The following is a 23,903-nucleotide window of genomic DNA, read 5'->3' as shown; positions in this document are numbered from 1 at the left end:
CCGGATGATCAACCCCGAGACATGCTATGCCAAAGCCAGCGCGGGGGTGCCACCCTTTTCTCGGTCTCCAACTTGACTATTGTCATGTAAGGGCGGGCGCCACTGGCATAGGTTCAACGAAATTTCAGTTATCCGGGGAGCACGCCAGATGGACTTCGAGCAATTTTTCAGCCAGAGCCTCGACACTTTGAAAGACGAAGGCAACTACCGGATTTTCATCGACCTGCAACGCCGTCGTGGCGCGTTTCCGAACGCGCGTCAAACCGACGGGCCGGTTCAGCGGGATGTGCGGATCTGGTGCTCAAATGACTATCTGGGCATGGGTCAGCACCCTTCGGTGATCTCTGCCATGCACGACGCTCTGGATCGCTGTGGAGCAGGCGCTGGCGGTACGCGCAATATCTCGGGCACCACGCATGATCACGTTCTGCTTGAGGCAGAGCTGGCCGATCTGCACGGGAAAGAAGCGGCGTTGCTGTTCACCTCAGGATATGTGTCGAACTGGGCTGCTTTGGGGACATTGGCCGCGCGAATTCCCGGGCTGATCGTGTTTTCTGATGCGCTCAACCACGCCTCGATGATCGAAGGTATCCGGCATTCGCGTGCCCAGAAGGTGATTTGGAAACATAATGACCTGGCGGATTTGGACGCCAAACTGGCCGCAGCTGATCCCAACACACCCAAGATGATCGCCTTTGAATCGGTTTATTCCATGGATGGCGATATCGCCCCCATCAAGGAAATCTGCGATCTGGCGGACAAGTACGGCGCGATGACCTATCTGGACGAGGTTCATGCCGTCGGCCTTTACGGCCCGCGTGGTGGCGGGATTGCTGAACGCGATGGATTGATGGATCGCCTGACGGTCATCGAAGGTACATTGGGCAAAGCGTTCGGCGTGGTTGGTGGGTATATCGCGGCCTCAGCCGCGCTGTGTGATTTTGTCCGCAGCTTTGCCAGTGGCTTCATCTTCACCACTGCCCTACCCCCATCGATTGCAGCCGGCGCTGCCGCATCGATCCGGCATTTGAAGCATTCAAGTGCAGAGCGTGACTTGCAAAAAACCCGCGTGGCGCAGGTACGCGCCCGATTGGATGCCGAGGGCATTCCGCATTTGCCCAACCCCAGCCATATCATCCCGGTGATGGTTGGCGACCCTGTGAAGTGTAAATTCATTTCGGACACCCTGCTTGAGGAGTTTGGCATCTACATTCAGCCGATCAACTATCCTACAGTTCCCAAAGGAACCGAGCGCCTGCGGATCACGCCGTCACCCGTTCATACGGATGAGGATATCGATCATCTGGTGGGCGCCTTGTCGGCGCTGTGGCAGCGCTGTCAGATCGCGCGGATGCCAATGGCCGCACAATAACCTAAGCGTCCCTTTGCTTGGTAACCTGCCGTCCCTTTTAGGGGCGGCTTTTTTCAGATCAGGTAAAGTGCGAAGATCACAGCAGAGAACCCCGTCAGAACCATGGTGAAACCCCGCAGCCAGCCCGGGCTTTCAGCCAGGTCCAGATATCGGGCCAGGATCACACGGGCTTTGATCAGGGCAAGGAGCAGGATACCACCTGCAATGAGTTCTCCAGGCGTTTTCATCAGGGTCAATAGCGTTGAGGCCAGACTGAGCGCCAAAAGCGCCAGCCATGCGCTGGTGAGTGAGTTCGGACGCCTCCGGAGGGAGTATTTAGCAAAAGATGAAATTGCCGACATCTTGGTTATCCCAGAAGATAAATAACGGGAAACAGCAGGATCCAGACCAGGTCAACCATGTGCCAGAACTGTGCGCCCGCCTCGATGTTACGAGGATCATCGCGCCACGCGACCAGCAACAGGATACACACCCCGGCCAGAACATGCGCCGCGTGAAATCCTGTCAGCAGGTAGTAGAACATGAAAAACGGGTGGGTTTCATAGGTAATGCCCTGCCCCGCCTTTCCAGCATATTCCACGCTTTTGATAATCAGGAATGCGATCCCAAGTACGGCCGCGCCTGTCAGGGCAAGCCTGGCCTTGAACCGGAATGCTGCGCGGCGCCAGTTCAGGGCCTGCGCGGCCAGGTAGCCAGATGTGACCAGTATTGCAGTGTTAAAGGCTGCACCTGTTCGATAAAGATGCGATTGCGCCTCGGCAAAGCCTGCAGGGTCTGTCAGGCGAACGCCCATGAACGCGATCAGCCCGGCACCAAAAACCAGCAGCTCACTAATAATCAGAACCCACATCAGCAATTCGCCCGGAAGCTCGTCGATGAAGGAGGTTTCGCTCATGCACCGACCAATTGGCGATATATTTGCGGCAACGCCATGGTCAGGCGGTGCGGGTCTGGGATAACAGCGAAACCGCCCTGTCCGAACATGCGGGGGAACCAGCTTTTGCCGGTTTTGTCGATGGTGACGCCAAAAACCGATTGCCCGGCGCGGCGTGCCTCACGCACGGCCATGCACGTGTCTTCAATACCGTGACGCCCTTCGTAATGGTCAAGGTCATTGGGTTTGCCATCGGTGATCACCAGCAACAGGCGGCGTTTGCGGGTCTGACTTGCCAGATCCTTTGAACAGTGGCGGATCGCGGCCCCAAGCCGCGTGTAGTGACCGGGTCGCAGTGATGCGATACGTTGTTCAACTTTGGCGCCCATCGGCTCATCAAACCGTTTGCATCGCTGGATATAGACGCGCTGACGTTTCAGCGAACTGAAGGCATGAATGGCGAAATCGTCACCGCAGGCGTTCAGGCCCCAGGCCAAAGCAGCCAGGGCTTCACGTTCAATGTCGATCACGGCGCGACCGGTTACGGCACTTTCAGTGGAACGGCTGACATCCAGCAGGATCGAGACTGCCAGGTCGCGCGCCTCGGGGCGGGATTGTTGCCAAATGCGGTCGTTGCTTTCGCCACTGGCCATGCGGTCAGTTTCGGCACGCACGGCGGCTTCGATATCCAGCTGGTCACCATCAAGATGGCCGCGTGTCATCACACGACCGGGGCGCAGCGCCTCGAACTGGCGTTTGACCGCGCGGATGCGGCGAGCGGTGGCTGGGTCCTTGCCAAACGCGGCAGCATCGTCGCGGATATCTGCATCCGACAGCAGGACGTTGACGTGATCTGGCAGATACCGGCCCGAGCGCACGTCCCATTCGGGATAGAGGATGCGGCCGGACAGACGCTCGCGGTTCACATCCTCGGGTGCCAGATCAAGGTGCAGCTTCAGCCGCGTTGGGGGGGCTTTTGATATCTGACCCAGGCCAATCTCTTCCTGATCATCGGCCGCTTTCTTGGCATTGTCGGGATCATCATCGTCGATGCGGCGGTTGATGTTCAGGAACTCGGCCCAGCTGAGGATGGCTTCGAACTTATGCAGAATGAAACTGTCGCTGCGCTCGGCCTGATCCGATTTGCGACGACGGGCGCGGTGGGTTTTCTCACCGGATTCCTCAGGCGGACCTTCAGTTTCGGGGTTTTCCACCTCGTTATGTTCGGAAAAGCCAACTGCGCGCAGTTCAGGCCATAGGGGAACCGGGCGCATAGGCTGATAGCCGCGGGGGGCGATCAGGTCATCGTCCAATGTCAGAAGCTGCTCGGCTTTGGCCGAGAGCGGTTGAGGGTCGCCCAACTTATGGCGGATCAGCTCTTCGACTGCGTCCTCAACCGGTGGCAAGTTGGGGATATCGCGCTGATGCAACACGCCCTTGCAAAGCTCGGTATATAGCGGGCGCAGGCCGGGGGCGTCGTCCAGCGTCGCATCAACCATTCTCTGCGCGGCGATCAGCGCGCGCAGGTCGGCGCGCAGCGGATCGTCTTCATCAATTCGCGTTCCGGCATGGGCAGCCGCAGCGGCCAGCCAGACATACAGCGCGCCGTTTGCTTCGCGGGCTGGAAAAACCGCCAGCCGGTCCGGTAGGCGCAGAACTTCACCGTCGAACGAGGCGCGTGGCATCAGTTCTGCCTCTGTCGCCAGACGACGACGCCAACCCAGACGGTGGTGTGAAACCTCGGGCGAGACCGGACGCAATTCTACGCCCGGACCACCGCCCAGCCCTCGAAAGAGGACGGCCAGCCGCCCCGCGACCTCAGAGAGGTCGACCGCGGCTCCATCGTGCACCAGGGGTGCATCGAGGCGGCTGGCAAGGGTGTGCCACAGTTTCCCGATCGTTTCTTCGGGTTCCCATGGCTCAAAATCGATCTTGACCATCGGCCGGCCTCACCCAAAGACAGCCGTAACAAGATCGAGGAGCCCGCGTTTGATATCCTCGTCATCTGTCAGAGGTTCGATCATGGCGGCAAGGATGGCACGGTCGGTGGACATTCCTTGTGCGATCAGTGTCGCGGCATAAACAACCAGTCGGGTGGAAACGCCTTCCTCAAGATCCTGACCCTTGAGCCCGCGCAGCTTACCCGCCAGCCGCACCAGCGGCTTGCAACGTTCCAGCGGCAGACCGCTTTCCTGTGCAACCACTTCGGCTTCCATCTGCGCGGACGGGAAATCAAACTCCAAAGAGATGAAGCGTTGCCGAGTCGAAGGTTTCAGGGTTTTCAGGATATTCTGGTAACCGGGGTTGTACGACGCCACCAGCATGAAGCCATGTGCGGCCTCAAGCTCTTCGCCGGTGCGGTCGATTGGCAGGATGCGCCGGTCATCGGTCAGCGGGTGCAGAACGACAGTCACATCCTTACGGGCCTCGACCACCTCGTCGAGGTAGCAGATCGCGCCTTCGCGCACTGCGCGGGTCAGGGGGCCATCGACCCAGACGGTTTCCCCGCCTTTCAGCAGATAACGGCCAATCAGGTCAGCAGCCGCCAGATCATCATGGCAGGCTACGGTATAAAGCGGGCGGCCAAGTTTTGCGGCCATGTGGGCCACAAAGCGGGTCTTGCCGCAGCCCGTCGGACCTTTCAGCAGAACTGGCAAGTCGTTGTTATAAGCCGCGGTGAACACATCGCATTCATCGCCTTGGGGCAGGTAGAAGGGGGCGTTTGCCGCCCCCTCATTCAGTTTTATGGAGCCATCCATATCCATCATCACTCCGCAGGGGTTTCGGCGGCGCCGGGTTCAATAACTTCTTTCCGGGGAACCCAGATCGAGTAGATGAACAGCAGCGCGCCAAGGACCACGACGATACCGGAACCCAGACGCATCCAGTAGAAGATTGCGATCTGGTCTTGTACGTCCATGAAGTAATCTCCGACCACACGTTGCATGTGCGTCTGCACGGTTCCGCCGAAGGTCAGCACGAAGGTCATAAAGACCATACCGCTGGTCATCAGCCAGAACGATCCCATGTTCAGCACCTGATTGTAAGGATCACGGTTCTTGAGGATCGGCATCGCATAGCTGAAGATCGCCAGGTTGAGGCAAACATAGGCTCCGTAGAAGGCCAGGTGACCGTGGGCCGCAGTGATCTGTGTGCCGTGGGTATAGTAGTTTACCCCGTGCAGCGTATGCAGGAAGCCCCAGACACCAGCACCGAAGAAGGCAAGCGTTGCGCAGCCCAGCGACCACAGCAAAGCGGCCTTGTTGGGATGGTCACGACGGCCTTTCCAGACCATGACGAAGGCAAAGGCCATCATCGCGAAGAACGGGATCACCTCGAGGCTTGAGAAGATCGACCCAATCCACTGCCAGTAACCGGGGGTGCCGATCCAATAGTAGTGGTGACCTGTTCCAAGAATTCCCGAGAACAGCGCAGCGGCCACGATGACATAAAGCCATTTTTCGACCACCTCACGGTCCACACCGGTCAGCTTCAGCATCAGGTAGGCCAGGATCGACGCCATGATCAGTTCCCACACACCTTCGACCCACAGGTGGACAACATACCACCAGTATTGCTTGTCCAGCGACAGGTTGCCCGGGTTGTAGAAGGCAAACAGGAACAGCAGCGCCAAACCCCACAGACCCAACAACAGGATGTTGGTGATGGCAGTCTTCTTGCCTTTCAGAACGGTCATCGACACGTTGTAAAGGAAGATCAGCGCGGCAACGACGATACCGGCCTTGACCCATTTGGGTTGCTCAAGGAACTCGCGCCCCTCTTTGCCCAGCAGCCAGTTGCCTTCGAACAGGTTGAAGACATAGGTCAAAACCACGCCCAACGTACCGACCACAAGAATGATCAGCTGCAAATAGGCCAGCTTGGGCGAATGGATTTCACGCTCGGCCTCTTCCGGGATCAGGAAATAGGCCGCCCCGAAGAAGCCCAGTATCAGCCAGACAATCAGCGAGTTGGTGTGCAGCATCCGCACGATATTGAACGGCAGAAGCTCGCTCAGGAAGTTAGGCGACACATAGATCAGACCGGCCAGCAGGCCGCCGATCACCTGGATCGCGAACAACGCCATGGCTACCGCAAAGTAGGCATAGGCGATTTTTTGGGATTCATATTTCATTGCTCCATTCCCCTTCTCAGCCAGCCTCGTTGGGCGGCCAGTCCTGAGCATCGATATTGTCCGTCCAGATCAGGAAGTTGGTCAGATCCCGGATCTCTTCGTCGCTGAGGTTGAATTGCGGCATCTGCCGACGACCGGGAATGCCGGTGGGTTGTGCCTCCATCCAGCCCTTGAGGGATTCAAAGGCCGATTCCGGGTCGTCCAACACGCCCCAACGTGTCATCACATTGCCGACTTCAGGGGCAAAGTACGCCCCTTCGCCAAGGATCGTGTGGCAGTTGATACAGGCGTGTTTTTCCCAAACATGTTTGCCCCGAACCACACTTTCGTCGAGCTTCGCGGCATTTTCGGAATTGACGATATACAGGTGTGAATGGGCTGATAGAGCCAGAAAGATGAGGATGAAGAACAGTGACCCGCCATAGAATATGTTGCGAGCCATGCTCTTTGTCATGACTTCTCGCATCGCGCTCTCCTTTGCGCAGATTAGCTAGTGCAGGCAACATGACGCGCGGGTAACAGGGCTGCCTTAACGAAAGTCAAGACTTGTAAAGTATCCTCAGGAACGAGATCAGAGATCCGCAAGCAGCGAGAATAACGAAATGACCTTAGGGTCGCCTTGAAATCTGAGGCAATTGTGAACACTTTCGCGTCGACTTCTTGATATACCGGACGTAATCAACCACCTGAGAAAAGGTGAAAATTCCGTTTCAAAGATTGATGGGCAAAAATGGCGAACTATTCTTATATCGGTTATACACCCGGTGTCATCACGGTGAATACGATTGGGCCGGACACGGTTACGTTGGATGTCAATTTTGATCCCGACACGGATCGTCGTTTGTTTAGCGTGACGGACGCAGCTGGTGGTTTTATTCAAAACGGCGGCGGACCACCTATCGCCGACACAGGGGATGTTTTCAACGGTGACCGCTTTGACGACGAAGACGGCGATGACCTGACGCAGACCGGTACTGTCACCACCCTCGATGGTTCGACCACCTTTCTAAGCGGCCCAATATACCTGGAAGAATCCTACGTTCTGTCCAAACCAGGCGGGGGCACAATTACTGTATATCGCGTCGAAGTTGACGGCGTATTGGGCGGCTATATTACCTCAGAACCTCTTGTGCCCGGTACGACCTACTCGATGAACATCGTGAATGTCACGCCGACCAATGCGCCCGACACAACTGACCCGGCTGCCATCATTGACGTGCCGTGCTTTACTGCCGGAACACTTATCATGACGCCAGAAGGTCCGATGCCCATCGAGGATCTGAAGGTGGGTGACATGGTCGTGACTGCCGACAACGGACCGCAACACATACGTTGGATCGGAACGCGAAACCTATCGCATGAAGAGCTGGCGAAAAAACCCAAGCTGCTTCCAATCCTCATCAAAGCCGGGGCCTTGGGGTGTGACTTGCCAAAACGCGACCTGCTTGTTTCGCCACAGCACCGGATGTTGGTTCGATCCCGGATCGCCGTCAGAATGTTTGACGCAGAGGAAATCCTGGTCCCCGCGCGCATTCTTACCGCCAGCCCCGGTATCAGCGTTGCAAAAGACACCCTGTCAGTCACGTATTACCATCTATTGTTCGACCGCCATGAAATCATCTTCGCAGAAGGTGCCCCGTCAGAAAGCCTTTTTGTCGGCGCACAGGCTCTGTCCAGCGTTCCCCCAGAAGCAAGGGCAGAAATCTTCGACCTGTTTCCGGAACTAGAGACCCCTTGGCACGTTCCTCAGTCTGTGCGGCACATACCTGAAAACGGAAGACGCGCTCGTGCGCTCGTGTCCCGCCACGTAAAGAACGAACGCCCCTTAATATTCTGAACTGCAATCCGCGCTTAAGGTTCCGTGTCAGCCGTGCTTTGCTGCGCGCGGACCCGTCAGCGCTGGCCACATGGCAAACAGGTACAACCCAATTGCGGCAATCCATAACCCGTCAGCCGTCAGCATGGCGGTCATATATCCACCTGCTAGCCCGGACCCCAGCCAGCGGACCAAAGCCGCCGCCGCCATAAGCCCGTATCCGACCGCCATGGGCGACGGTGCAACAAGGGGGCGGCCACTGTGGCCAAGGGCAGCGCGGCTCATGACGGCAAGGGTCATGCCACCAACGCACCCAATCCCCAAAATGTGCAGCGCGCCGATCTCATTACCATATCCGATGACGGCAGACCCCCACAGCAACAACCCGAGGGCCAGCATCATCAAGCCTAAGTGCAGAGCAATCAGGATCGGCTGCCGCAGCGCCCAACCCGCTCTCCACCGTGCCATGCGCATCAGCTGGGCGCCGCCCAGCAACAACGCGCAGATACCCGCCAAGGAAACACTGCCCAAGCTCAGCACCAACAACGGCAGCACAAGGGCAAGCGCCATCACGGCCTTTTCCAGCGCCGCGTTTGAAGCCGGCCACAGGGCCTCGGGAACACCCTCGCGTTTCATTGCATTGCGCGTAAAGGCCGGAGTTATACGTCCCCCCAGTATCGCTATCATTGAACACAAGGTCAGTAGCCCTGCACGAACCCCGGTATTCAACGTGTCTGCGGCGACACCTATCCATTCCAGATGAACCATCAGGTTGGCCACCCACACCAAACTCAGAAGATACAGAAATATCATGTTCTGTGGCTTGGGCCTTCGTACCAGCTGGCTAGCAATTTTCAGGACAAGAATCGGAACAAAGCTCAGGTCAACAATCGCGACGGTAATCGGAGAGAGCGATCCTGAAAACCACACCGCCAACCGCCCCGCCATCCAGATCAGCGCTACGATCGTGACAAAGCGCGCCCGCACTTCCGGCGTACCGGTCCAGTTCGGAACTGCAGTCAGAAAGAACCCACCCAGTGCCGCCGTTGCATAGCCAAAAATCATCTCATGGGCATGCCACATGACCGGGGGCATTCCATAACTTTGCTCGTCATAAGGTAAAAGCCCATCCAATGAGGCCAGCCAAATACCCCAAGCGACACCGGCAAACACACCATAAAGACCGGCGGAAAGGAAAAATATCCGAAACCCTTCGCTGAAAATGCGCGATATTGCAGATGACATGCCTGCTCTCCATGGCCCATCTTGTCGTTCAACAAGCAGTACCGTCCGACGGGATTGGGGCACTTAACCGAAATCAAGACGCCAAAAACATGTGTGAAAAAAACAGGTTTTATTGGTGAAATCTGCACCTGGTTTTTGTCCAAAGAACAAAGTTAGCGCCGCGCCCGTTGACTTTGGTCAAGGATGACAATCCCGTGATGGATCAGTCTCCGCATTGCCTCACCACGCAAATGGAGAGTGATCATGTCACTTGGAATCAGCTACAACAAGACCGGCCGCGCTTTTGGGGTCGGATTGGCAATGTTGTTGGGCAGCGTCGCTGCTCCAGCTTTTGCCGACGAGCCAACACTTAGCGACGAAGCCTTTGAAGCTTCGAAACAACTGTACTTTGAACAATGTGCAGGCTGCCACGGGGTTTTGCGCAAAGGCGCTACCGGTAAAAACCTGGAGCCGCATTGGAAGAAGACCGCAGCCGACGGCACCGTAACCGAAGGCGGCACCCTGAAACTGGGTCAGGAACGCCTTGAGAAAATCATCGCCTGGGGAACTGAAGGCGGGATGAACAACTTCTCGGACATCATGTCCGAGCAGGAAATCAAGGATATGGCGACCTACATCATGATGGAGGCCCCAAAGCCGCCTGAAATGTCGCTGGAACAGATGAAGGCAACCCGCAAGGTTTACGTCGAAGAAGCAGACTACCCGACCGAGCCGCTTCACGGCCGCAACTGGGAAAACTTCTTTGTCGTCATCGAACGCGATGTGGGCAAGGTTGCCGTCATCGACGGTGACACGAAAGAAGTGCTGACGCATATTCCGACCGGCTATGCCGTGCACGTCCTGAAGGCTTCGGAACATCACAACATCACCGAACCCGAAACACCTGGACGTTTCTGGTACACAATGGGCCGTGACGGCAAGATGACCAAGATCGACCTCTGGCAAACGCCGGACAAGATGCTGGTTTCGGAAGTCAAGATCGCCTATGACGCGCGCGATGTCGCCGTGTCCGGTGACGGCAAATACGTCATCGGTGGTGGGTACTGGCCGCCTCACTTTGCGATCGTTGATGCGCAGACCATGGAGCCGGTCAAAGTCGTTTCGACCCGTGGCACAAACGTAGATGGTGAGTATGTGGAAGAAGCCCGTGTGGCCGCTATCTACACCACGCCGAACGAACCCACCTGGATCGTTGCCGTGAAAGAGCTGGGTCAGCTTTGGCAGGTTGACTACACCGACCTCGACAACTTGCGGATTGACAAGATCAACTCGGCCAAGTTCCTGCATGACGGGTTCTTCGACCCGACAGGCCGGTACTTCCAGATCGCGGCAAACGCATCGAACAAGATGGTCGTTGTCGATACCGAAACGCACAAGCTTGAGGCTATGATCGACACCGCTGCCCTGCCGCACCCCGGCCCGGGCGCGAACTGGATTGACCCGAACTGCGGACCTGTGGCGGGCACAACCCACCTGGGTGTCGGTACCGTGACAGTCTGGGGCAACGACCCAGAAGGCCACCCGGATCAGGCGTGGAAAACCTGTTACGAGGTGGAAACCGACGGCCCCGGCCTGTTTGTCCGCACCCACCCGAACTCGGATTACATCTGGGCTGATCAGACCAAACACCCCGAGCCGGAAATTCAACAATCGGTTCAGGTCATCTCGAAAGAGACCGGCGAGATCGTGAAAACCATCCAGATCACCGAAGACGAAGGCAGCGCCGCTGTTCACTTCGAATTCAACGCCGATGGTACCGAGGTCTGGGTTTCCAAGTGGAACCTGTCGGACTCGAAGGAACCCAACGGTCAGATTGTGATCTTCGACGCCAAGACATTGGAAGAGATCGGTCGGATTGACGGACTTTACGCGCCAACCGGCAAGTTCAATGTCCACAACCGGTCGAACCACGTCACCTGAGGGGTTCGCAACCTAAACCGGAAAGGGCGGGCCCCTCGCCCGCCCTTTCCTCGTTTGACAGATCCGCCAAACTCACCGGCCTGCCACCCAAGGCCAGACAAGACAGCCAAAACGGAGCCCGGATATGACTTCCGAACCGGATAAGAAAAAACCGATCTGGCGCCGGTATTTCCTGTGGGGAATGCCCGTGGCCGGTATTGCTGCGGCTTTCGCCGCCGGCATCATCTTCTGGGGTGGGTTCAACACCGCCATGGAAGCCACGAATACCAAGGAATTCTGTGTCTCGTGCCACGAGATGCGAGATTTTGTTTATGCGGAATACCAGGGCACGATCCACGACGTGAACCGGTCGGGCGTTGGTGCGGTCTGCTCGGACTGTCACGTGCCCAAGGACTGGACCCACAAAATCATCCGCAAAATAAAAGCCTCGAAAGAGCTTTATGGAAAGATGGTCGGCACCATCAACACCCGAGAGAAATTCGAAGCCAAGCGCATTCATCTTGCCATGAATGAGTGGGAGAGGATGAAATCAACGGACTCGCGTGAATGTCGAAACTGCCATGACTTTGAATCGATGATGCCTGAATTCCAGCGTCCGCGTGCACGTCAGCAGCACCTGAACGCAATGGAAACCGGTCAGACCTGTATCGACTGCCACAAGGGCATTGCACACTCGAACATCCGAGACCGCGCATCCGACGAATATCTGGAAGAGCTTGAAGCGCCAAATCCGGCCTTCATTCGACCAATTCCGCCAGAATACCTTGCCAGCCTTGAACGGATCGAAGCCAAGGAAGCTGCCGAGGCCGAGGCTGAGAAAGCTGCAAAGAAAGCCCAGCAGGAGGCCGTTCAGGCCCAGATTGCGGCAGCAGTTGACGCCGCTGTCGCGGAAGAGCGGGCAGCGGCTGCAACCGATGGTTCGGCAACACCTGCCAGCAGTGAAAGCGGCGATGTCGGTGCCAACATCGACTGGAATGCGGTGGCCAGTGCGGACTTGAAACTGTTCTATCCAGGCCAGGCGTCGTTTGAATGGGTGCAGAACGGAAAAACCCATGGCGGGGCCCGTCCGCTGACCAAAGGTGGCGATCAATGTTCGACCTGTCATGCCAAGGAACTGGATGCGATTGGTAACAAGATCGTTGCCGGTGGCGAGTTGGAACCCACTCCGATCCCCGGCAAACGCGGTGTGATCGACGCAACCGTTCAGGCGGCACATGATGACGAAAACCTGTACATCCGTCTGCAATGGCCGGATGTGGGGCACAACCCTGCTCCGTTTGTCGATGGCGGCAAAATGGATCCTGAAAACCAGATCAAGGTCGCTATGATGATCACTGGAACCGGTATCGAACTGGGCGATCAGGTCGGGTGCTGGGCGTCGTGCCACGCCGACAACACCTATATGCCCTTTGCGCCTGAGGCCGATGCAATTGCCGCAATCGGGGATGTTTCCGGTCGCCTGACCGCTCAGGACACCGTGACCAAGTACCTCAGCGAAAGCCGCACCGAGATCGAGATCAAAGGTCGAGGCGGCAAGGCTTTGGGCGGTTGGGACAAGTTGCAGGCCGCCGAACAAATCGAGCAGTATCTGGCTGACGGCACCTATCTTGACCTGATGCGTGTCTACGCGGACGGCAGCGCCACAAATGGTTATCTGCTGGAACAGCGGGTGGTCAATGATGGTGAGATTGCAGCCTCGGCAAACCTGTCTGGTGGCATGTGGACGGTTGTTTTCACACGTCCGCTGAACTCGGGCGCACCCGGCGATGTTCCGCTGGAGGCCGGTCAAACCTATACGGTCGGTTTTGCAATCCATGATGACTTTGCCGCCGCACGGTTCCACCACGTAACGCTGGATACCAGCCTAGCGCTCGACGACGACAGCGCGTTTATCAACGTGGTCAAGCAATAACAGTTTGGGGCCGGTTCTCCCGGCCCCAATTACTTTGGAAAGGAGACATGGACCATGAAACCCCACCGCCTTCTTCCCGCGCTGCTGCTTCTTCCCGCGCCAGCCTGGTCAGATGAAACTGCCGAGATCTGCGCCGAAGCCGAAGAGCGCTATGTCGAGCTGTTCGGCCACCCCTCGGCCTCGGTCGAGGACGCCAAAGTGGTTTTGATGTACAACTACAATTTCTGCCCGTTCGAACTGACCGTAAAGGCAGGTACAACTGTCCGATGGGTGAATGTCGACAAGCGCACCAGCCACAGTGTGTTGCTGAAAGATGGCAGCGAACCCGAAAGCGACCGGTTGTTCCCGGAAGAAACGGTTGAAATGACCTTCCTGACACCCGGCCCTCAGGATTATCTTTGCGGGCCCCATTGGGAGACACAGAACATGATCGGGATGATCACTGTCGAGCCCTGATCCCGGGTGTTTTCATAGGCTGAACAGAGGGGCGCGGGCGCAAATCCCGCGCTCCTTAACTTATGTCAAGGAGGTTGGTTTTCGATTGCGCCAATCTGCCCTCATGACACGCCCGGCCTACCCAGCAACGTCCCGCAAAAGCATTGGATTCGCGCAGGAAACCCCGGGTTTCGAAGACATTCAGACCCAGCGAGTTTGAACATGAGCGGTAAGGTTTTTCTGATTGGTGCAGGCCCCGGCGACCCCGAACTGATGACGCTGCGTGCCCTGCGAATGCTGCAGGAAGCAGATGTGGTGGTCTATGACAGGCTGGTGTCTGCTGATATCCTGAATCTGCACGCCGAAGGCGCGCGGCTGATCCCTGTTGGGAAAGCGCCCAAATGCCACACCGTCCCACAGGACCGGATCAACGAAATCCTTCTGGAAGAGGCCAGCGCAGGTCACACGGTCGCCCGTCTGAAAGGTGGCGATCCGATGATCTTTGGCCGCGGCTCGGAAGAAGCCGCTTATCTGATGGCCCATGGCGTGGCGGTAGAATACGCACCGGGGATCACCGCGGCGCAGGGCGCGTCCTGTTCGACCGGCGTGCCGCTGACCCATCGCGGGCTGGCGACCTCGGTTCAATATGTCACCGGACACCGGCAGGCAGACAAAGTGCTGGACCTGGACTGGAAACGCCTGGCCGACCCGGACACGACACTGGTGGTTTACATGGGTGTGGCCAATATCGGCCAAATCGCCATGGGTCTGATGACCGAAAACCTGCCAGGATCGACGCCGGTTCTGGCCATCGGAAATGCGACGACACCTGATGAACACCGGCTGGTGTCACGGCTGGACCAATTGGCCAACGACGTGCGCACCTCCGGGCTGAAGGCGCCAACGCTTTTCATCATCGGCAAAGTTGTCTCACTTTACGCCGAACAGCCCATGGCGGACATTCTGGAACGGGCCCATGGCTAAGCTGGGGTGCAGAAATCGTGTGCCGTGTCCCGCGCCGAACGGAAATGTGCCCGGCCGTGCGGGGTGGGTTGCCCGAACTTTTCTGACAACTGCGGTTCTGGCTGCAACGTCCGCCTTTGCTGCCGATGTCATTGATCCCAACGCACTGAAAAGACTTGTGCATCAGGACTGCGGCTCGTGCCACGGACTGTCGCTGAAAGGCGGCCTGGGGCCCGATCTGCGCTCGAATACACTGAAGCATTACGACGCCGAGGTTTTGACCGGTGTCATCCTTGACGGCATCCCCGATACGGCGATGCCCCCGTGGCGGCCCCTGATCAGTGAAGAAGAGGCCGAATGGATTGCCCGATACCTGCTGGAACAGGAGGCACGATGAAACACCTTATCCTCAGCCTTGCGGCGACATTGATGATGACCACGGCCCAAGCCGAGCCAATGGCGACTGGAGACCTTGGGCTGGTGATCGAACGTGCCAGCGGATCGGTCCTGCTGGTGGACCAGTCCGACCGCGCCGCTCTGGCCCGGATAGAAGGACTGGGCGATCTGTCCCACGCCTCGTTGGTCTATTCACCGGATGAACGTTTCGCCTATGTCTTTGGCCGCGACGGAGGCCTGACCAAGGTTGACATTGTCACCCGTCAGATCGTGAACCGCGTTGTTCAGTCCGGAAACGCCATTGGCGGCGCCATCTCGGACGATGGTACGCTTGTGGCGGTATCGAATTACGAACCCGGCGGTGCGCGCGTGTTTGATGCGCAAACGCTGGAGATGGTGGCTGACATTCCCACCGGCAGCAAAACGATTGGTCTGGTCGACGCGCCGGGCCGCCGTTTCGTTTTCACAATGTGGGACACCGGCGAGACATGGATCGCGGATTTCGCACAAGGCGCGCCCGAGATCACCAAGATCACCGATATCGGCAAGAACCCCTACGATGCGCTGATCACTGCCAATGGCCGCACCTATATCACCGGCCTGTTTGGAGAGGATGGTCTGACGGCGCTTGATCTGTGGTCCGACAACCCAGAACCGATCCGCGTTCTACCCGGCTATGGCCGTGGTCAGGAGGAAATGCCGGTCTACAAGATGCCCCATCTGGAAGGTTGGGCGCTGACAGGGTCCGAATTCGTCTTGCCCGCCGTTGGTCACCACGAAGTTTTGTGGATTGACGCCACCACCCTGACCGAGACCGGACGCACACAAACCCACGGACAGCCGGTCTTTGCCATGGCGCGCCCGGACGGTCGGCAGGTCTGGGTTAACTTTGCCCACCCGCTGAACGATACCATTCAGGTCATCGATACCGTCAGCAAACAGATCATCCGCGAATTCAAGCCCGGCCCTGCCGTTTTGCACATGGAATTCACACCGCGCGGGCACGAGGTTTGGATCAGTGTGCGCGATGCGAACAAGGTCATGGTTTATGACACGCATAGTTTCGAAAAACTGCGCGAGATCGAGGCCGAAAGCCCTTCGGGTATCTTTTTTACCGCGCGTGCGCACAAGACGGGTCTGTAAGTCATGCAACACATTACAGACCCGATCGACCGCCGCTTGCTGGATGAATTTCAGCGCGATTTCCCGGTAACCGAACGCCCGTTTCAGGTTCTTGGAAACGCACTTGGACTTGACGAAAGCGAAGTCATCCACCGCCTTTCAAGAATGCGCACTACGGGTCGCATCACGCGGGTTGGCGCAACCATCACGCCCGGCGCGGTGACGGCCAGTACGCTGGCGGCTGTGTCCGTCCCGGAGGAGCGGCTGGAAGAGGTCGCCGCCCTGATCGACGCCGAACCGGGTGTAAACCACAATTATCAGCGCGAGGACGCCTGGAACCTCTGGTTTGTTGCAACCGGCCCGGATCGGGCGCATGTGAATGCTACCCTAGCGCGGATCAGCCGGGTCACCGGGCTGCGGGTGCTGGATTTGCGGCTGGTGCGCCCTTTCAACGTTGATCTTGGGTTCCGCATGATCGGCGGGGTCAAAACCGTGCCTACAGCACGCCAGGTGGATGCAACTGCGATGCGCGAGGGTGATCGGTATCTACTGCAGACGCTGAGTTCGGGACTGTCTCTGGTCGCTGAACCCTATGCAGATTTGGCACATTCACTGAACCGGGACGTTGATGATGTGATGGCGCGAGTCATCGCGTTGCATTCGGCCGGTATCATCTCGCGGCTGGGCGTCATCGTACGTCACCGGGCGCTTGGCTGGTCGGCCAATGCGATGGTTGTCTGGGACCTGCCAGCGGAGCAGGTCGATACAGCCGGCCCCGCTTTGGCGGCTTTCCCCGGTGTGACCTTGTGTTACGAGCGCAACCCGGTGCCCGGTGTGTGGCCATATCGCCTGTATTCCATGATCCACGCGCGATCCCGCAGCGAAGCTTTGGACGTACTGGCCCGTGCGACGGCCCTGCCAGAACTATCGGGCGCACGGAACAAGGTTCTGTTCTCAACCCGCTGCTTCAAGCAGACCGGCGCGCTGATTCAAACCAAAGAGGTCGCCGCATGACGCTGGACCAAACTGACCGTGCGATCCTGAACCGGATGCAAGACGATCTGCCACTGGTTTCACATCCTTACGCAACAGTCGCCAAAGAACTTGGCCTGTCCGAGGCCGAATTGCTGGCGAGCCTGACGCGCATGAAAGAGACCCGCGTCATCACACGTTTTGGGCCGTTTTTCGATGCCGCGGCGATGGGCGGTGCTTTTTGCCTCTGTGCGATGGCCGTTCCGGTCGGGGAATTTGAAGCCGTCCTGACCAAAGTCAATACACACCCCGAGGTCGCCCATAATTATGAACGCACGCACCGGCTGAACATGTGGTTCGTACTGGCCACGGAAACGCCCGAAGGGATCGAGGCCGCGGCCGATGCAATCGAACGGGAAACGGGGATCGAGGTTCTTTGTTTCCCCAAACTTCAGGAATTTTATATCGGCTTTCGGGTGGCGGCATGATCGACGCAACAGACAGACAGATTATCCAAGCACTACAGGGCGGATTGCCTCTGGTTTCTGCCCCATATGCTCAGGTTGCTGATGATCTGGGGATGCAGGAAGCCGATCTGCTTGAGAGGCTGTCAGCCCTCAAAGCGCGTGGCGTAATCCGCCGCATCGCGGCCGCCCCCAACCACTACAAGCTGGGCATGACCTCGAACGGCATGACTGTCTGGGATGTCGAAGATGACCGCATCGCCGAATTGGGCGCTCAGATCGGTGCTCTACCCTTTGTCACCCATTGCTATGAACGCCCGCGCGCCCTGCCCGACTGGCCCTACAATCTGTTTGCCATGGTTCACGGATCGGATCGGGATGAAGTCGAGGAAAAACGCGCCCAGATCACTACGATCCTGGGTGACGCCTGCCGGGCCAAGGATATCCTCTATTCCACGCGCATTCTGAAAAAGACCGGGCTGCGCCTGAAAAAGAAAGGCTGAGACGATGTTCCGCCTGACCGAATACATGCACCAGCTGGTCAAACCGACCCCGGTGCGAAAACGCCGCCCCGGTCCTGTGAAACCGGTTGTAATCTGGAACCTAACGCGGCGCTGCAATCTGAAGTGCCGTCATTGCTACACCGTCTCGGCGGATGTTGCGTTCCCGGGCGAACTCAGCCACGAGCAAGCCATGGTAACCCTTGAGGATCTGGGCCAGTTTCGCGTCCCGGCCCTGATCCTCTCGGGCGGGGAACCGCTGGACCGATTTGATTTCTTCGACATTGCCAAACGTGCCCGCGACCTTGTGCCGATGCTGGCGCTGTCGACCAACGGGACACGCATTCATGATGAGACCGCCGACATGATTGCCGATGTCGGATTCAACTACGTTGGTATCTCGTTGGATGGGATCGGGGCCACGAATGACTGGTTCCGCGGCGTTGAAGGGGCTTTTGCCGACGCCCTGCGCGGTGTGCGCGAATGCAAGAGGCGCGGCATCAAGGTTGGCTTGCGGTTCTGCCTGACCGAAGGCACGCAGCATCACCTGCCGGACCTGCTTCAGCTATGCGATGACGAGGGCGTCGACAAGTTTTACCTGTCGCACCTGGTTTATGCCGGGCGCGGCGACAAGAACCGCGGCGAGGATGCTGAGCATCAGCGCACCCGCAAGGGAATGGATCTGCTGTTGGAGCGCGCGTGGGAGGCTGCCTCGGGCGGTCGCCCGCTGGATATCGTGACCGGCAACAATGATGCAGACGCGGGGTATTTTCTGAACTGGATTCGTGCGCATTTCGACGCTGACAAGGCTGCGCATGTCCGCGAGCATCTGGCCGCTTGGGGAGGAAATTCCAGCGGTTTGGGTGTGGCCAATATCGACAATCTGGGCCGGGTCCATCCTGACACCTACTGGTCCGATTACACAGTAGGCAACGTTAAGACTAATCCGTTTTCCGAGCTTTGGACCAGCGACGATCCGATGCTGGCCATGCTGCGCACGCGTCCGCGCCCGCTTAGGGGTCGATGTGGGGCCTGCGAGCTAAAGGACGTCTGCGGTGGCAACACCCGCATCCGGGCCCTGCAACTGACCGGTGATCCCTGGGCCGAAGATCCGGCCTGTTACCTGACAAACGAAGAAATCGGTGTTGACGACGCAGGCGAGCGTCTGCGGGTTACGCCGTTCCGGGGGAAAAGCCATGATCCGGCGCATCAATTCTTTTAATCCCGTCTGCTCTGAGCCTTCGACATGGGTGCCAGAGACACCCAAGGGAGCCTCCGGCGGGAGTATTTTTGAAAAGATGAAGCTCGTGGTGATGTGTTCCGTGCTGACCGCAGGTGCAGCCTGGGCAGACGCACCAACGGATTATGCTGAACATTGTGCGTCCTGCCACGGTGAAAACCGTCTGGGCGGCGTCGGCCCGGCCTTGATCCCAGAGACGCTCCAGCGCATGCGCGGGCCCCGCATCGCAGCGGTGATAGCCGAAGGGCGCGCGGCGACGCAGATGCCTGCTTTCTCGCACGAACTTGACGCTTTGCAGATTGAAGAGCTGGCTGGCTGGCTAAAATCACCGCTGGAAACCGACCCCGAATGGGGCGAGGCCCATATCATGGACAGCCGCACGCTGGATGACGGTTACATCCCCGTTGAGGCGCCAGTGTGGTCAAGTGACCCGATGAACATCACTCTGGTGGTCGAAACCGGGGACCATCACGTCAGTGTGCTGGATGGTGACACGTTTGAGGTTCTGGACAGGTTCGAGACACCCTTCGCGGTTCACGGCGGGCCGAAGTTCAGCCCGGATGGGCGTTTCGTTTTCATCATGTCCCGGGATGGCTGGGTTCAGAAATACGACATCTGGGCCCTGCAACAGGTGGGGCGCGTACGGGCGGGGCTTAACAGCCGTAACATCGCAATGTCCGGCGACGGCAAGTGGCTGGCTGTTGCGAATTATTTGCCCAACAGTCTGACCTTGCTGTCGACCGAAGACTTGTCGGTGGCAAAAGTCATTGCGATCAAAGGAAAAGCGGGAAAATCCAGCCGCGTATCCGCGGTGTATCAGGCCCCCCCGCGTGAGAGCTTTGTTCTGGCGCTCAAGGATGTTCCCGAGATCTGGGAGGTCTTCTACGGAGCCAACCCGCCGCAATCCGGGCTGGGTCACGACTTTCGCATCGAAGGGCAGTTCAAGAACCCCGATCCTTTCCCGGTGCGCAAGATCACAACGCCCGACTATCTGGACGATTTCTTTTTCGATCAGAGCTATGAATACGTCATGGGTGCCGCGCGCGATGGCAAGGGCGGACAGGTGATCGACCTTGTTATTGGGCACAAGGTGGCCGATCTGGACTTGCCGGGGATGCCGCATCTAGGCTCGGGGATTACGTGGAAACATGGCGATACGACCGTTATGGCCACGCCGCATCTGACTGACGGCACGGTGTCGGTGATCGACATGGGGACTTGGGAAACCGTCAAGCGGATCAAGACCGAAGGGCCGGGATTCTTCATGCGGAGCCACGAGAATTCGCCTTTCGTCTGGGCCGATGTCTTCTTTGGTCCCAACAAGGATGCCATGCATGTGATCGACAAGCAAAGCCTTGAAATCGTAAAGACTTTGCGCCCTGCCCCGGGCAAGACCGTGGCACATGTAGAGTTCACAAAGGATGGCCGCCACGCGCTTGTGTCGATCTGGGAAGATGACGGCGCGGTGATCGTTTATGACGCGCAGACGCTGGAAGAAGTGCGCCGCCTGCCGATGCGTAAACCATCTGGGAAGTACAATGTCTGGAACAAAATCACCTTCTCGGAAGGCACCAGCCACTGAGGGCAAATGGCCGGTCTGGAAACTGGCCATTCTGCTTTATCCAGCCACCATGTTGACCGTGGCCATCAACCTGTTTCTGGCCGGGCTGATCCTGCATAGCGCCGGTTTCGGGGTGATTGGACCGGTTCCGGCAATCCTTTGGTCAATACCTTTAGGCATACCCGCGTCCTGGTTGGCAGGGCGATGGGTGCGTGGGTTGATGGACGAAGCGGACGGCTGAAGGGAAATTCCAAAGGCCTGACGAAAGTCAAGTATCGGACAGGGAAAACCGCCTACGACTCGGGAAAGAATACCGAGTTGGATTCTCCATGCCTGCCTTTAACTCTTTCCACACCCTCCCTGTTCGCGCATTACGCGCGGCGTGTGGACTGGCAGGTATTTTCCTTCTGTTGTTGCAAATGCTTGGCCCGGTTCTGGCGAGTCCCGGTGAGAGCATGTGGGTGGAGATCTGCTCGGAGGCGGGCGCGGTCTGGGTTCAAGTTGACCTTGAAGAAGAAGGCGACAACGATCCAACCGCGCCCTGCCCGAAATGCGCGGACTGTGCGCTTTGTGCGGTGACGGTGTCAGCACCGATGCCGGGCGCTTTGCAGCCCGCAAGCGTCGTAAATGTTCAAAATGTACGCTTTGAACATGGGGGGCAGTGCATTTTGTACAGCCCCAAACACCTGTGGCCCGAAACCCGGGGGCCCCCGTTCACGACCCAAGAAGAATCTGAACGCGCCCCGCGCGCGTCCATGGCGTCTACCCAATTGATCGGAGGTGCGCCGTGGTTATAAGTCGCGCAATCCATTTCCTTCTGGCCCTCGTTCTGTCCTGCGGTGTTGCAATCAGTGCACGCGCCGACAGTCTTGCCAGCTTTCTTCCTGACATTGATCCGGCTGACCTGGCCCCGGGTGCCGACGCGTTTGGCCCGGTACGCAGCGACGTGAAGGTTGCCCCGGTCCTTCGGGGTGGCGAGACCATCGCGTGGGCTTTTCTGACTTCGGACTTTGTCGGAACGACCGGCTATTCCGGCAAACCCATTCACGTGGTTGCTGCCATCGACGCAGACGCTGTTCTGACCGGTGTTCAGCTGGTCAAGCATTCCGAACCCATCGTACTGATCGGCATTCCCAATTCCCGGATGGTTGAACTGACCGAAGGCTATGCGGGCCTTGACCTGAAACGAGAGGCCGAGACCGGGGGTGAGGGGCATGACCTAGACATTATCTCGGGTGCGACCGTGACGATCATGGTGATCGATGACAGCCTTGTGCGCGGAGGGATCAAAGTGGCCCGCGCGCTGGGGCTGGGCGGATTGTCTCCGGTACAGGCTGGCGGGCCGAAGCGCGAAGTCGATATGGCGCAGGATGCCATTTACGACTGGACCACATTGTCTGGAGACGGCTCGGTCCGGCGGATGACGCTGGATGTCGGGCAGGTCAATGCTGCCTTTGAAGCCACCGGGGATCAGCGCGCGATCAAGCGCCCCGAACCGGGCGAGCCGGATGACACCTTCATCGACATGCACATGGCGCTTGTTTCGGTGCCATCGATCGGCAAGTCGCTGCTGGGTGAGGCTGAATACCAGAACCTGATCAACTGGCTGGACGAAGGTGAACAGGCCATTCTGGTACTGGGGCGCGGGGCCTATAGTTTCAAGGGATCGGGCTATGTCCGGGGTGGGATCTTTGACCGGATTCAGCTGATCCAGGGCGACAGCTCGGTGCGGTTCTTCGACAAGCAGCAGCGCCGTCTGGGTGAGGTTGCCGCGCCAGATGCCCCCAGCTTTACCGAACTGGATATCTTCAAGATCCCCGCTGATGCCGAGTTTGACCCGGCCGAGCCGTTCCGCCTGCAATTGCTGGTGCAGCGTGCCGTCGGGGCGGTTGAAAAGACCTTTCTGACCTTCGATCTGGGATACAAGCTGCCGGAACAGTACCTGTTGCCCGTCACCACCCCATCGGTTGTGGATGATGCAACCGGCGAAGCGGCCGCCAAGGCCGCCCTGTGGCAGCGCATCTGGAAGGATCGCACCGTCGAGATCGCCGGGCTTGGTGTCATGCTGCTGGTGTTGACGGCGACGTTCTTCTTCCAGTTCCACGCCACGATGAATGCGCGCGTCTTTTACTGGTTCCGCATCGGGTACCTGACGATGACCCTGTTCTTCATCGGCTGGTATGCCAACGCGCAGCTGAGCGTGGTGAACCTGATGGCGCTGGCGGGCAGTTTACGCACGGGGTTCTCGTGGGACGCGTTCCTGCTGGATCCGCTGGTCTTTATCCAGTGGTTTGCCGTGGCCGCCGCCCTGTTGTTCTGGGGTCGTGGGGCCTATTGCGGCTGGCTGTGCCCGTTTGGCGCGCTTCAGGAGCTGACCAACAAGATCGCACGGGCGTTTAAAGTGCCGCAATGGACTTTGCCCTGGGGCCTGAACGAGCGGCTCTGGCCTGCGAAATACATGATCTTTTTGGGTCTTTTTGGTCTGAGTTTCGTCTCGATCCCGCTGGCCGAGCAATATGCCGAGATCGAGCCGTTCAAGACCGCGATCATTCTGAAATTCATGCGCGACTGGCCGTTTGTGGTCTTTGCGCTGGTCCTGCTGGGGATCGGGCTGTTCATCGAACGGTTCTATTGCCGCTATCTTTGCCCGCTGGGCGGAGCGCTGGCGATCCCTGCCCGTATCCGCATGTTCGACTGGCTGCGCCGCTACAACGATTGTGGCACGCCCTGTCAGACCTGCGCCAATGAATGCCCCGTTCAGGCGATCCACCCCACTGGTGAGATCAATCCGAACGAGTGCGTCACCTGCCTGCATTGTCAGGTGCTCTATCAGTCCGAGGACAAATGTCCCGTCGTTATCCGCCAACTGAAACGGCGGGCCAAGACCGGGTCGGTCACACCTAAGACCCCCCTCGGGCAACCACCGGCGAACCATCCAAACGCCAAACCGAAAACCGTTTCCTAAAAGGAGGAACG

At 58.2% G+C, this 23,903-nt stretch carries 22 protein-coding genes; 15 read left to right on the top strand and 7 right to left on the bottom strand.

Features of this window, described 5'->3' with window-relative positions; all coding sequences use genetic code 11:
• Positions 1-148 precede the first annotated feature (148 nt).
• Entirely contained in the window at positions 149-1,372 is a 1,224-nt protein-coding gene (gene hemA, locus ACR0J7_RS14670) for a 5-aminolevulinate synthase (RefSeq protein WP_480914734.1), read from the top strand.
• 53 nt (positions 1,373-1,425) lie between these two features.
• Here the strand turns inward: hemA and ACR0J7_RS14665 are convergent, their stop codons facing one another.
• From ACR0J7_RS14665 to ACR0J7_RS14640, 6 genes are read right to left on the bottom strand one after another with little or no spacing between them, the layout of a single operon-like run.
• On the bottom strand, positions 1,426-1,713 hold the full coding sequence (locus ACR0J7_RS14665) for a cytochrome C oxidase subunit IV family protein (protein ID WP_480914732.1): 288 nt from the start codon (positions 1,711-1,713) through the stop codon (positions 1,426-1,428).
• 5 nt (positions 1,714-1,718) lie between these two features.
• Complete coding sequence (locus ACR0J7_RS14660; RefSeq protein ID WP_480914731.1) at positions 1,719-2,267, bottom strand: cytochrome c oxidase subunit 3; 549 nt, start codon at positions 2,265-2,267, stop codon at positions 1,719-1,721.
• A complete protein-coding gene (locus tag ACR0J7_RS14655; RefSeq protein ID WP_480914729.1) occupies positions 2,264-4,186 on the bottom strand; it encodes a nitric oxide reductase activation protein NorD in 1,923 nt (640 codons plus the stop codon). The genes ACR0J7_RS14660 and ACR0J7_RS14655 overlap by 4 nt, the downstream gene beginning before the upstream one ends.
• Positions 4,187-4,195: 9 nt before the next feature.
• On the bottom strand, positions 4,196-5,005 hold the full coding sequence (locus ACR0J7_RS14650; protein ID WP_480774218.1) for an AAA family ATPase: 810 nt from the start codon (positions 5,003-5,005) through the stop codon (positions 4,196-4,198).
• A gap of 8 nt (positions 5,006-5,013) precedes the next feature.
• Complete coding sequence (locus tag ACR0J7_RS14645) at positions 5,014-6,381, bottom strand: cbb3-type cytochrome c oxidase subunit I (RefSeq protein ID WP_209507056.1); 1,368 nt, start codon at positions 6,379-6,381, stop codon at positions 5,014-5,016.
• A 16-nt stretch (positions 6,382-6,397) separates the two neighbouring features.
• Complete coding sequence (locus tag ACR0J7_RS14640; RefSeq protein ID WP_209597154.1) at positions 6,398-6,847, bottom strand: c-type cytochrome; 450 nt, start codon at positions 6,845-6,847, stop codon at positions 6,398-6,400.
• Between the two features lie 264 nt (positions 6,848-7,111).
• On the opposite strand from ACR0J7_RS14640, the gene ACR0J7_RS14635 reads away from it, so the two are divergent.
• Positions 7,112-8,218 (top strand): Hint domain-containing protein, encoded by a 1,107-nt coding sequence (locus tag ACR0J7_RS14635; RefSeq protein WP_480900559.1) that lies wholly within the window; start codon positions 7,112-7,114, stop codon positions 8,216-8,218.
• Positions 8,219-8,245: 27 nt separating this feature from the next.
• Here the strand turns inward: ACR0J7_RS14635 and ACR0J7_RS14630 are convergent, their stop codons facing one another.
• The gene (locus ACR0J7_RS14630) at positions 8,246-9,442 is read right to left on the bottom strand and encodes an NnrS family protein (RefSeq protein ID WP_480914726.1); all 1,197 of its coding nucleotides are present in this window, start codon (positions 9,440-9,442) and stop codon (positions 8,246-8,248) included.
• Positions 9,443-9,685: 243 nt separating this feature from the next.
• Between ACR0J7_RS14630 and ACR0J7_RS14625 the strand changes: the two genes are divergently transcribed.
• The 13 genes from ACR0J7_RS14625 (at position 9,686) to ACR0J7_RS14565 (ending at position 23,892) form a co-directional block, all read left to right on the top strand.
• Positions 9,686-11,362, top strand: a complete 1,677-nt coding sequence (locus ACR0J7_RS14625) for a cytochrome D1 domain-containing protein (protein ID WP_480484314.1) — start codon at positions 9,686-9,688, stop codon at positions 11,360-11,362.
• 124 nt (positions 11,363-11,486) lie between these two features.
• Entirely contained in the window at positions 11,487-13,274 is a 1,788-nt protein-coding gene (locus ACR0J7_RS14620; RefSeq protein ID WP_480914724.1) for a NapC/NirT family cytochrome c, read from the top strand.
• A gap of 54 nt (positions 13,275-13,328) precedes the next feature.
• The gene (locus ACR0J7_RS14615) at positions 13,329-13,730 is read left to right on the top strand and encodes a cupredoxin domain-containing protein (RefSeq protein ID WP_480914722.1); all 402 of its coding nucleotides are present in this window, start codon (positions 13,329-13,331) and stop codon (positions 13,728-13,730) included.
• A gap of 201 nt (positions 13,731-13,931) precedes the next feature.
• Positions 13,932-14,693: a uroporphyrinogen-III C-methyltransferase gene (gene cobA / locus ACR0J7_RS14610; protein WP_480900555.1), complete on the top strand. Its 762-nt coding sequence runs from the start codon at positions 13,932-13,934 to the stop codon at positions 14,691-14,693.
• Complete coding sequence (locus tag ACR0J7_RS14605) at positions 14,686-15,069, top strand: c-type cytochrome (protein WP_209507049.1); 384 nt, start codon at positions 14,686-14,688, stop codon at positions 15,067-15,069. Before cobA ends, ACR0J7_RS14605 begins: the two co-directional genes overlap by 8 nt.
• Complete coding sequence (locus ACR0J7_RS14600) at positions 15,066-16,211, top strand: cytochrome D1 domain-containing protein (protein WP_480914720.1); 1,146 nt, start codon at positions 15,066-15,068, stop codon at positions 16,209-16,211. The genes ACR0J7_RS14605 and ACR0J7_RS14600 overlap by 4 nt, the downstream gene beginning before the upstream one ends.
• A 3-nt stretch (positions 16,212-16,214) precedes the next feature.
• Positions 16,215-17,204 carry a siroheme decarboxylase subunit beta gene (gene ahbB, locus ACR0J7_RS14595; protein ID WP_480871206.1) on the top strand — a complete coding sequence of 330 codons (990 nt, stop codon included), beginning with the start codon at positions 16,215-16,217 and terminating at the stop codon, positions 17,202-17,204.
• Entirely contained in the window at positions 17,201-17,650 is a 450-nt protein-coding gene (locus ACR0J7_RS14590; protein WP_480774215.1) for an Lrp/AsnC family transcriptional regulator, read from the top strand. Before ahbB (ACR0J7_RS14595) ends, ACR0J7_RS14590 begins: the two co-directional genes overlap by 4 nt.
• Positions 17,647-18,129, top strand: coding sequence for a siroheme decarboxylase subunit beta (ahbB, locus tag ACR0J7_RS14585; protein WP_480774214.1), 483 nt, complete (start codon positions 17,647-17,649; stop codon positions 18,127-18,129). Before ACR0J7_RS14590 ends, ahbB (ACR0J7_RS14585) begins: the two co-directional genes overlap by 4 nt.
• 4 nt (positions 18,130-18,133) lie before the next feature.
• Complete coding sequence (gene nirJ / locus ACR0J7_RS14580; protein ID WP_480914718.1) at positions 18,134-19,348, top strand: heme d1 biosynthesis radical SAM protein NirJ; 1,215 nt, start codon at positions 18,134-18,136, stop codon at positions 19,346-19,348.
• 76 nt (positions 19,349-19,424) lie between these two features.
• A complete protein-coding gene (locus ACR0J7_RS14575; RefSeq protein WP_480774212.1) occupies positions 19,425-20,948 on the top strand; it encodes a cytochrome D1 domain-containing protein in 1,524 nt (507 codons plus the stop codon).
• On the top strand, positions 20,905-21,168 hold the full coding sequence (locus ACR0J7_RS14570; protein ID WP_209507042.1) for a hypothetical protein: 264 nt from the start codon (positions 20,905-20,907) through the stop codon (positions 21,166-21,168). Before ACR0J7_RS14575 ends, ACR0J7_RS14570 begins: the two co-directional genes overlap by 44 nt.
• A 546-nt stretch (positions 21,169-21,714) precedes the next feature.
• Positions 21,715-23,892, top strand: coding sequence for a 4Fe-4S binding protein (locus ACR0J7_RS14565; RefSeq protein WP_480914716.1), 2,178 nt, complete (start codon positions 21,715-21,717; stop codon positions 23,890-23,892).
• The last annotated feature ends 11 nt before the right edge of the window (positions 23,893-23,903 follow it).

This window comes from Ruegeria sp. O4, assembly GCF_056535125.1.
This window is presented reverse-complemented; position numbering and strand designations above follow the sequence as displayed.

Excerpts from the sequence above, each read along its gene's own strand:
- hemA (WP_480914734.1), top strand. The coding sequence starts at position 149 with ATGGACTTCGAGCAATTTTTCAGCCAGAGCCTCGACACTTTGAAAGAC.
- ACR0J7_RS14665 (WP_480914732.1), bottom strand. The coding sequence starts at position 1,713 with ATGTCGGCAATTTCATCTTTTGCTAAATACTCCCTCCGGAGGCGTCCG.
- ACR0J7_RS14660 (WP_480914731.1), bottom strand. The coding sequence starts at position 2,267 with ATGAGCGAAACCTCCTTCATCGACGAGCTTCCGGGCGAATTGCTGATG.
- ACR0J7_RS14655 (WP_480914729.1), bottom strand. The coding sequence starts at position 4,186 with ATGGTCAAGATCGATTTTGAGCCATGGGAACCCGAAGAAACGATCGGG.
- ACR0J7_RS14650 (WP_480774218.1), bottom strand. The coding sequence starts at position 5,005 with ATGGATGGCTCCATAAAACTGAATGAGGGGGCGGCAAACGCCCCCTTC.
- ACR0J7_RS14645 (WP_209507056.1), bottom strand. The coding sequence starts at position 6,381 with ATGAAATATGAATCCCAAAAAATCGCCTATGCCTACTTTGCGGTAGCC.
- ACR0J7_RS14640 (WP_209597154.1), bottom strand. The coding sequence starts at position 6,847 with ATGCGAGAAGTCATGACAAAGAGCATGGCTCGCAACATATTCTATGGC.
- ACR0J7_RS14635 (WP_480900559.1), top strand. The coding sequence starts at position 7,112 with ATGGCGAACTATTCTTATATCGGTTATACACCCGGTGTCATCACGGTG.
- ACR0J7_RS14630 (WP_480914726.1), bottom strand. The coding sequence starts at position 9,442 with ATGTCATCTGCAATATCGCGCATTTTCAGCGAAGGGTTTCGGATATTT.
- ACR0J7_RS14625 (WP_480484314.1), top strand. The coding sequence starts at position 9,686 with ATGTCACTTGGAATCAGCTACAACAAGACCGGCCGCGCTTTTGGGGTC.
- ACR0J7_RS14620 (WP_480914724.1), top strand. The coding sequence starts at position 11,487 with ATGACTTCCGAACCGGATAAGAAAAAACCGATCTGGCGCCGGTATTTC.
- ACR0J7_RS14615 (WP_480914722.1), top strand. The coding sequence starts at position 13,329 with ATGAAACCCCACCGCCTTCTTCCCGCGCTGCTGCTTCTTCCCGCGCCA.
- cobA (WP_480900555.1), top strand. The coding sequence starts at position 13,932 with ATGAGCGGTAAGGTTTTTCTGATTGGTGCAGGCCCCGGCGACCCCGAA.
- ACR0J7_RS14605 (WP_209507049.1), top strand. The coding sequence starts at position 14,686 with ATGGCTAAGCTGGGGTGCAGAAATCGTGTGCCGTGTCCCGCGCCGAAC.
- ACR0J7_RS14600 (WP_480914720.1), top strand. The coding sequence starts at position 15,066 with ATGAAACACCTTATCCTCAGCCTTGCGGCGACATTGATGATGACCACG.
- ahbB (WP_480871206.1), top strand. The coding sequence starts at position 16,215 with ATGCAACACATTACAGACCCGATCGACCGCCGCTTGCTGGATGAATTT.
- ACR0J7_RS14590 (WP_480774215.1), top strand. The coding sequence starts at position 17,201 with ATGACGCTGGACCAAACTGACCGTGCGATCCTGAACCGGATGCAAGAC.
- ahbB (WP_480774214.1), top strand. The coding sequence starts at position 17,647 with ATGATCGACGCAACAGACAGACAGATTATCCAAGCACTACAGGGCGGA.
- nirJ (WP_480914718.1), top strand. The coding sequence starts at position 18,134 with ATGTTCCGCCTGACCGAATACATGCACCAGCTGGTCAAACCGACCCCG.
- ACR0J7_RS14575 (WP_480774212.1), top strand. The coding sequence starts at position 19,425 with ATGAAGCTCGTGGTGATGTGTTCCGTGCTGACCGCAGGTGCAGCCTGG.
- ACR0J7_RS14570 (WP_209507042.1), top strand. The coding sequence starts at position 20,905 with ATGTCTGGAACAAAATCACCTTCTCGGAAGGCACCAGCCACTGAGGGC.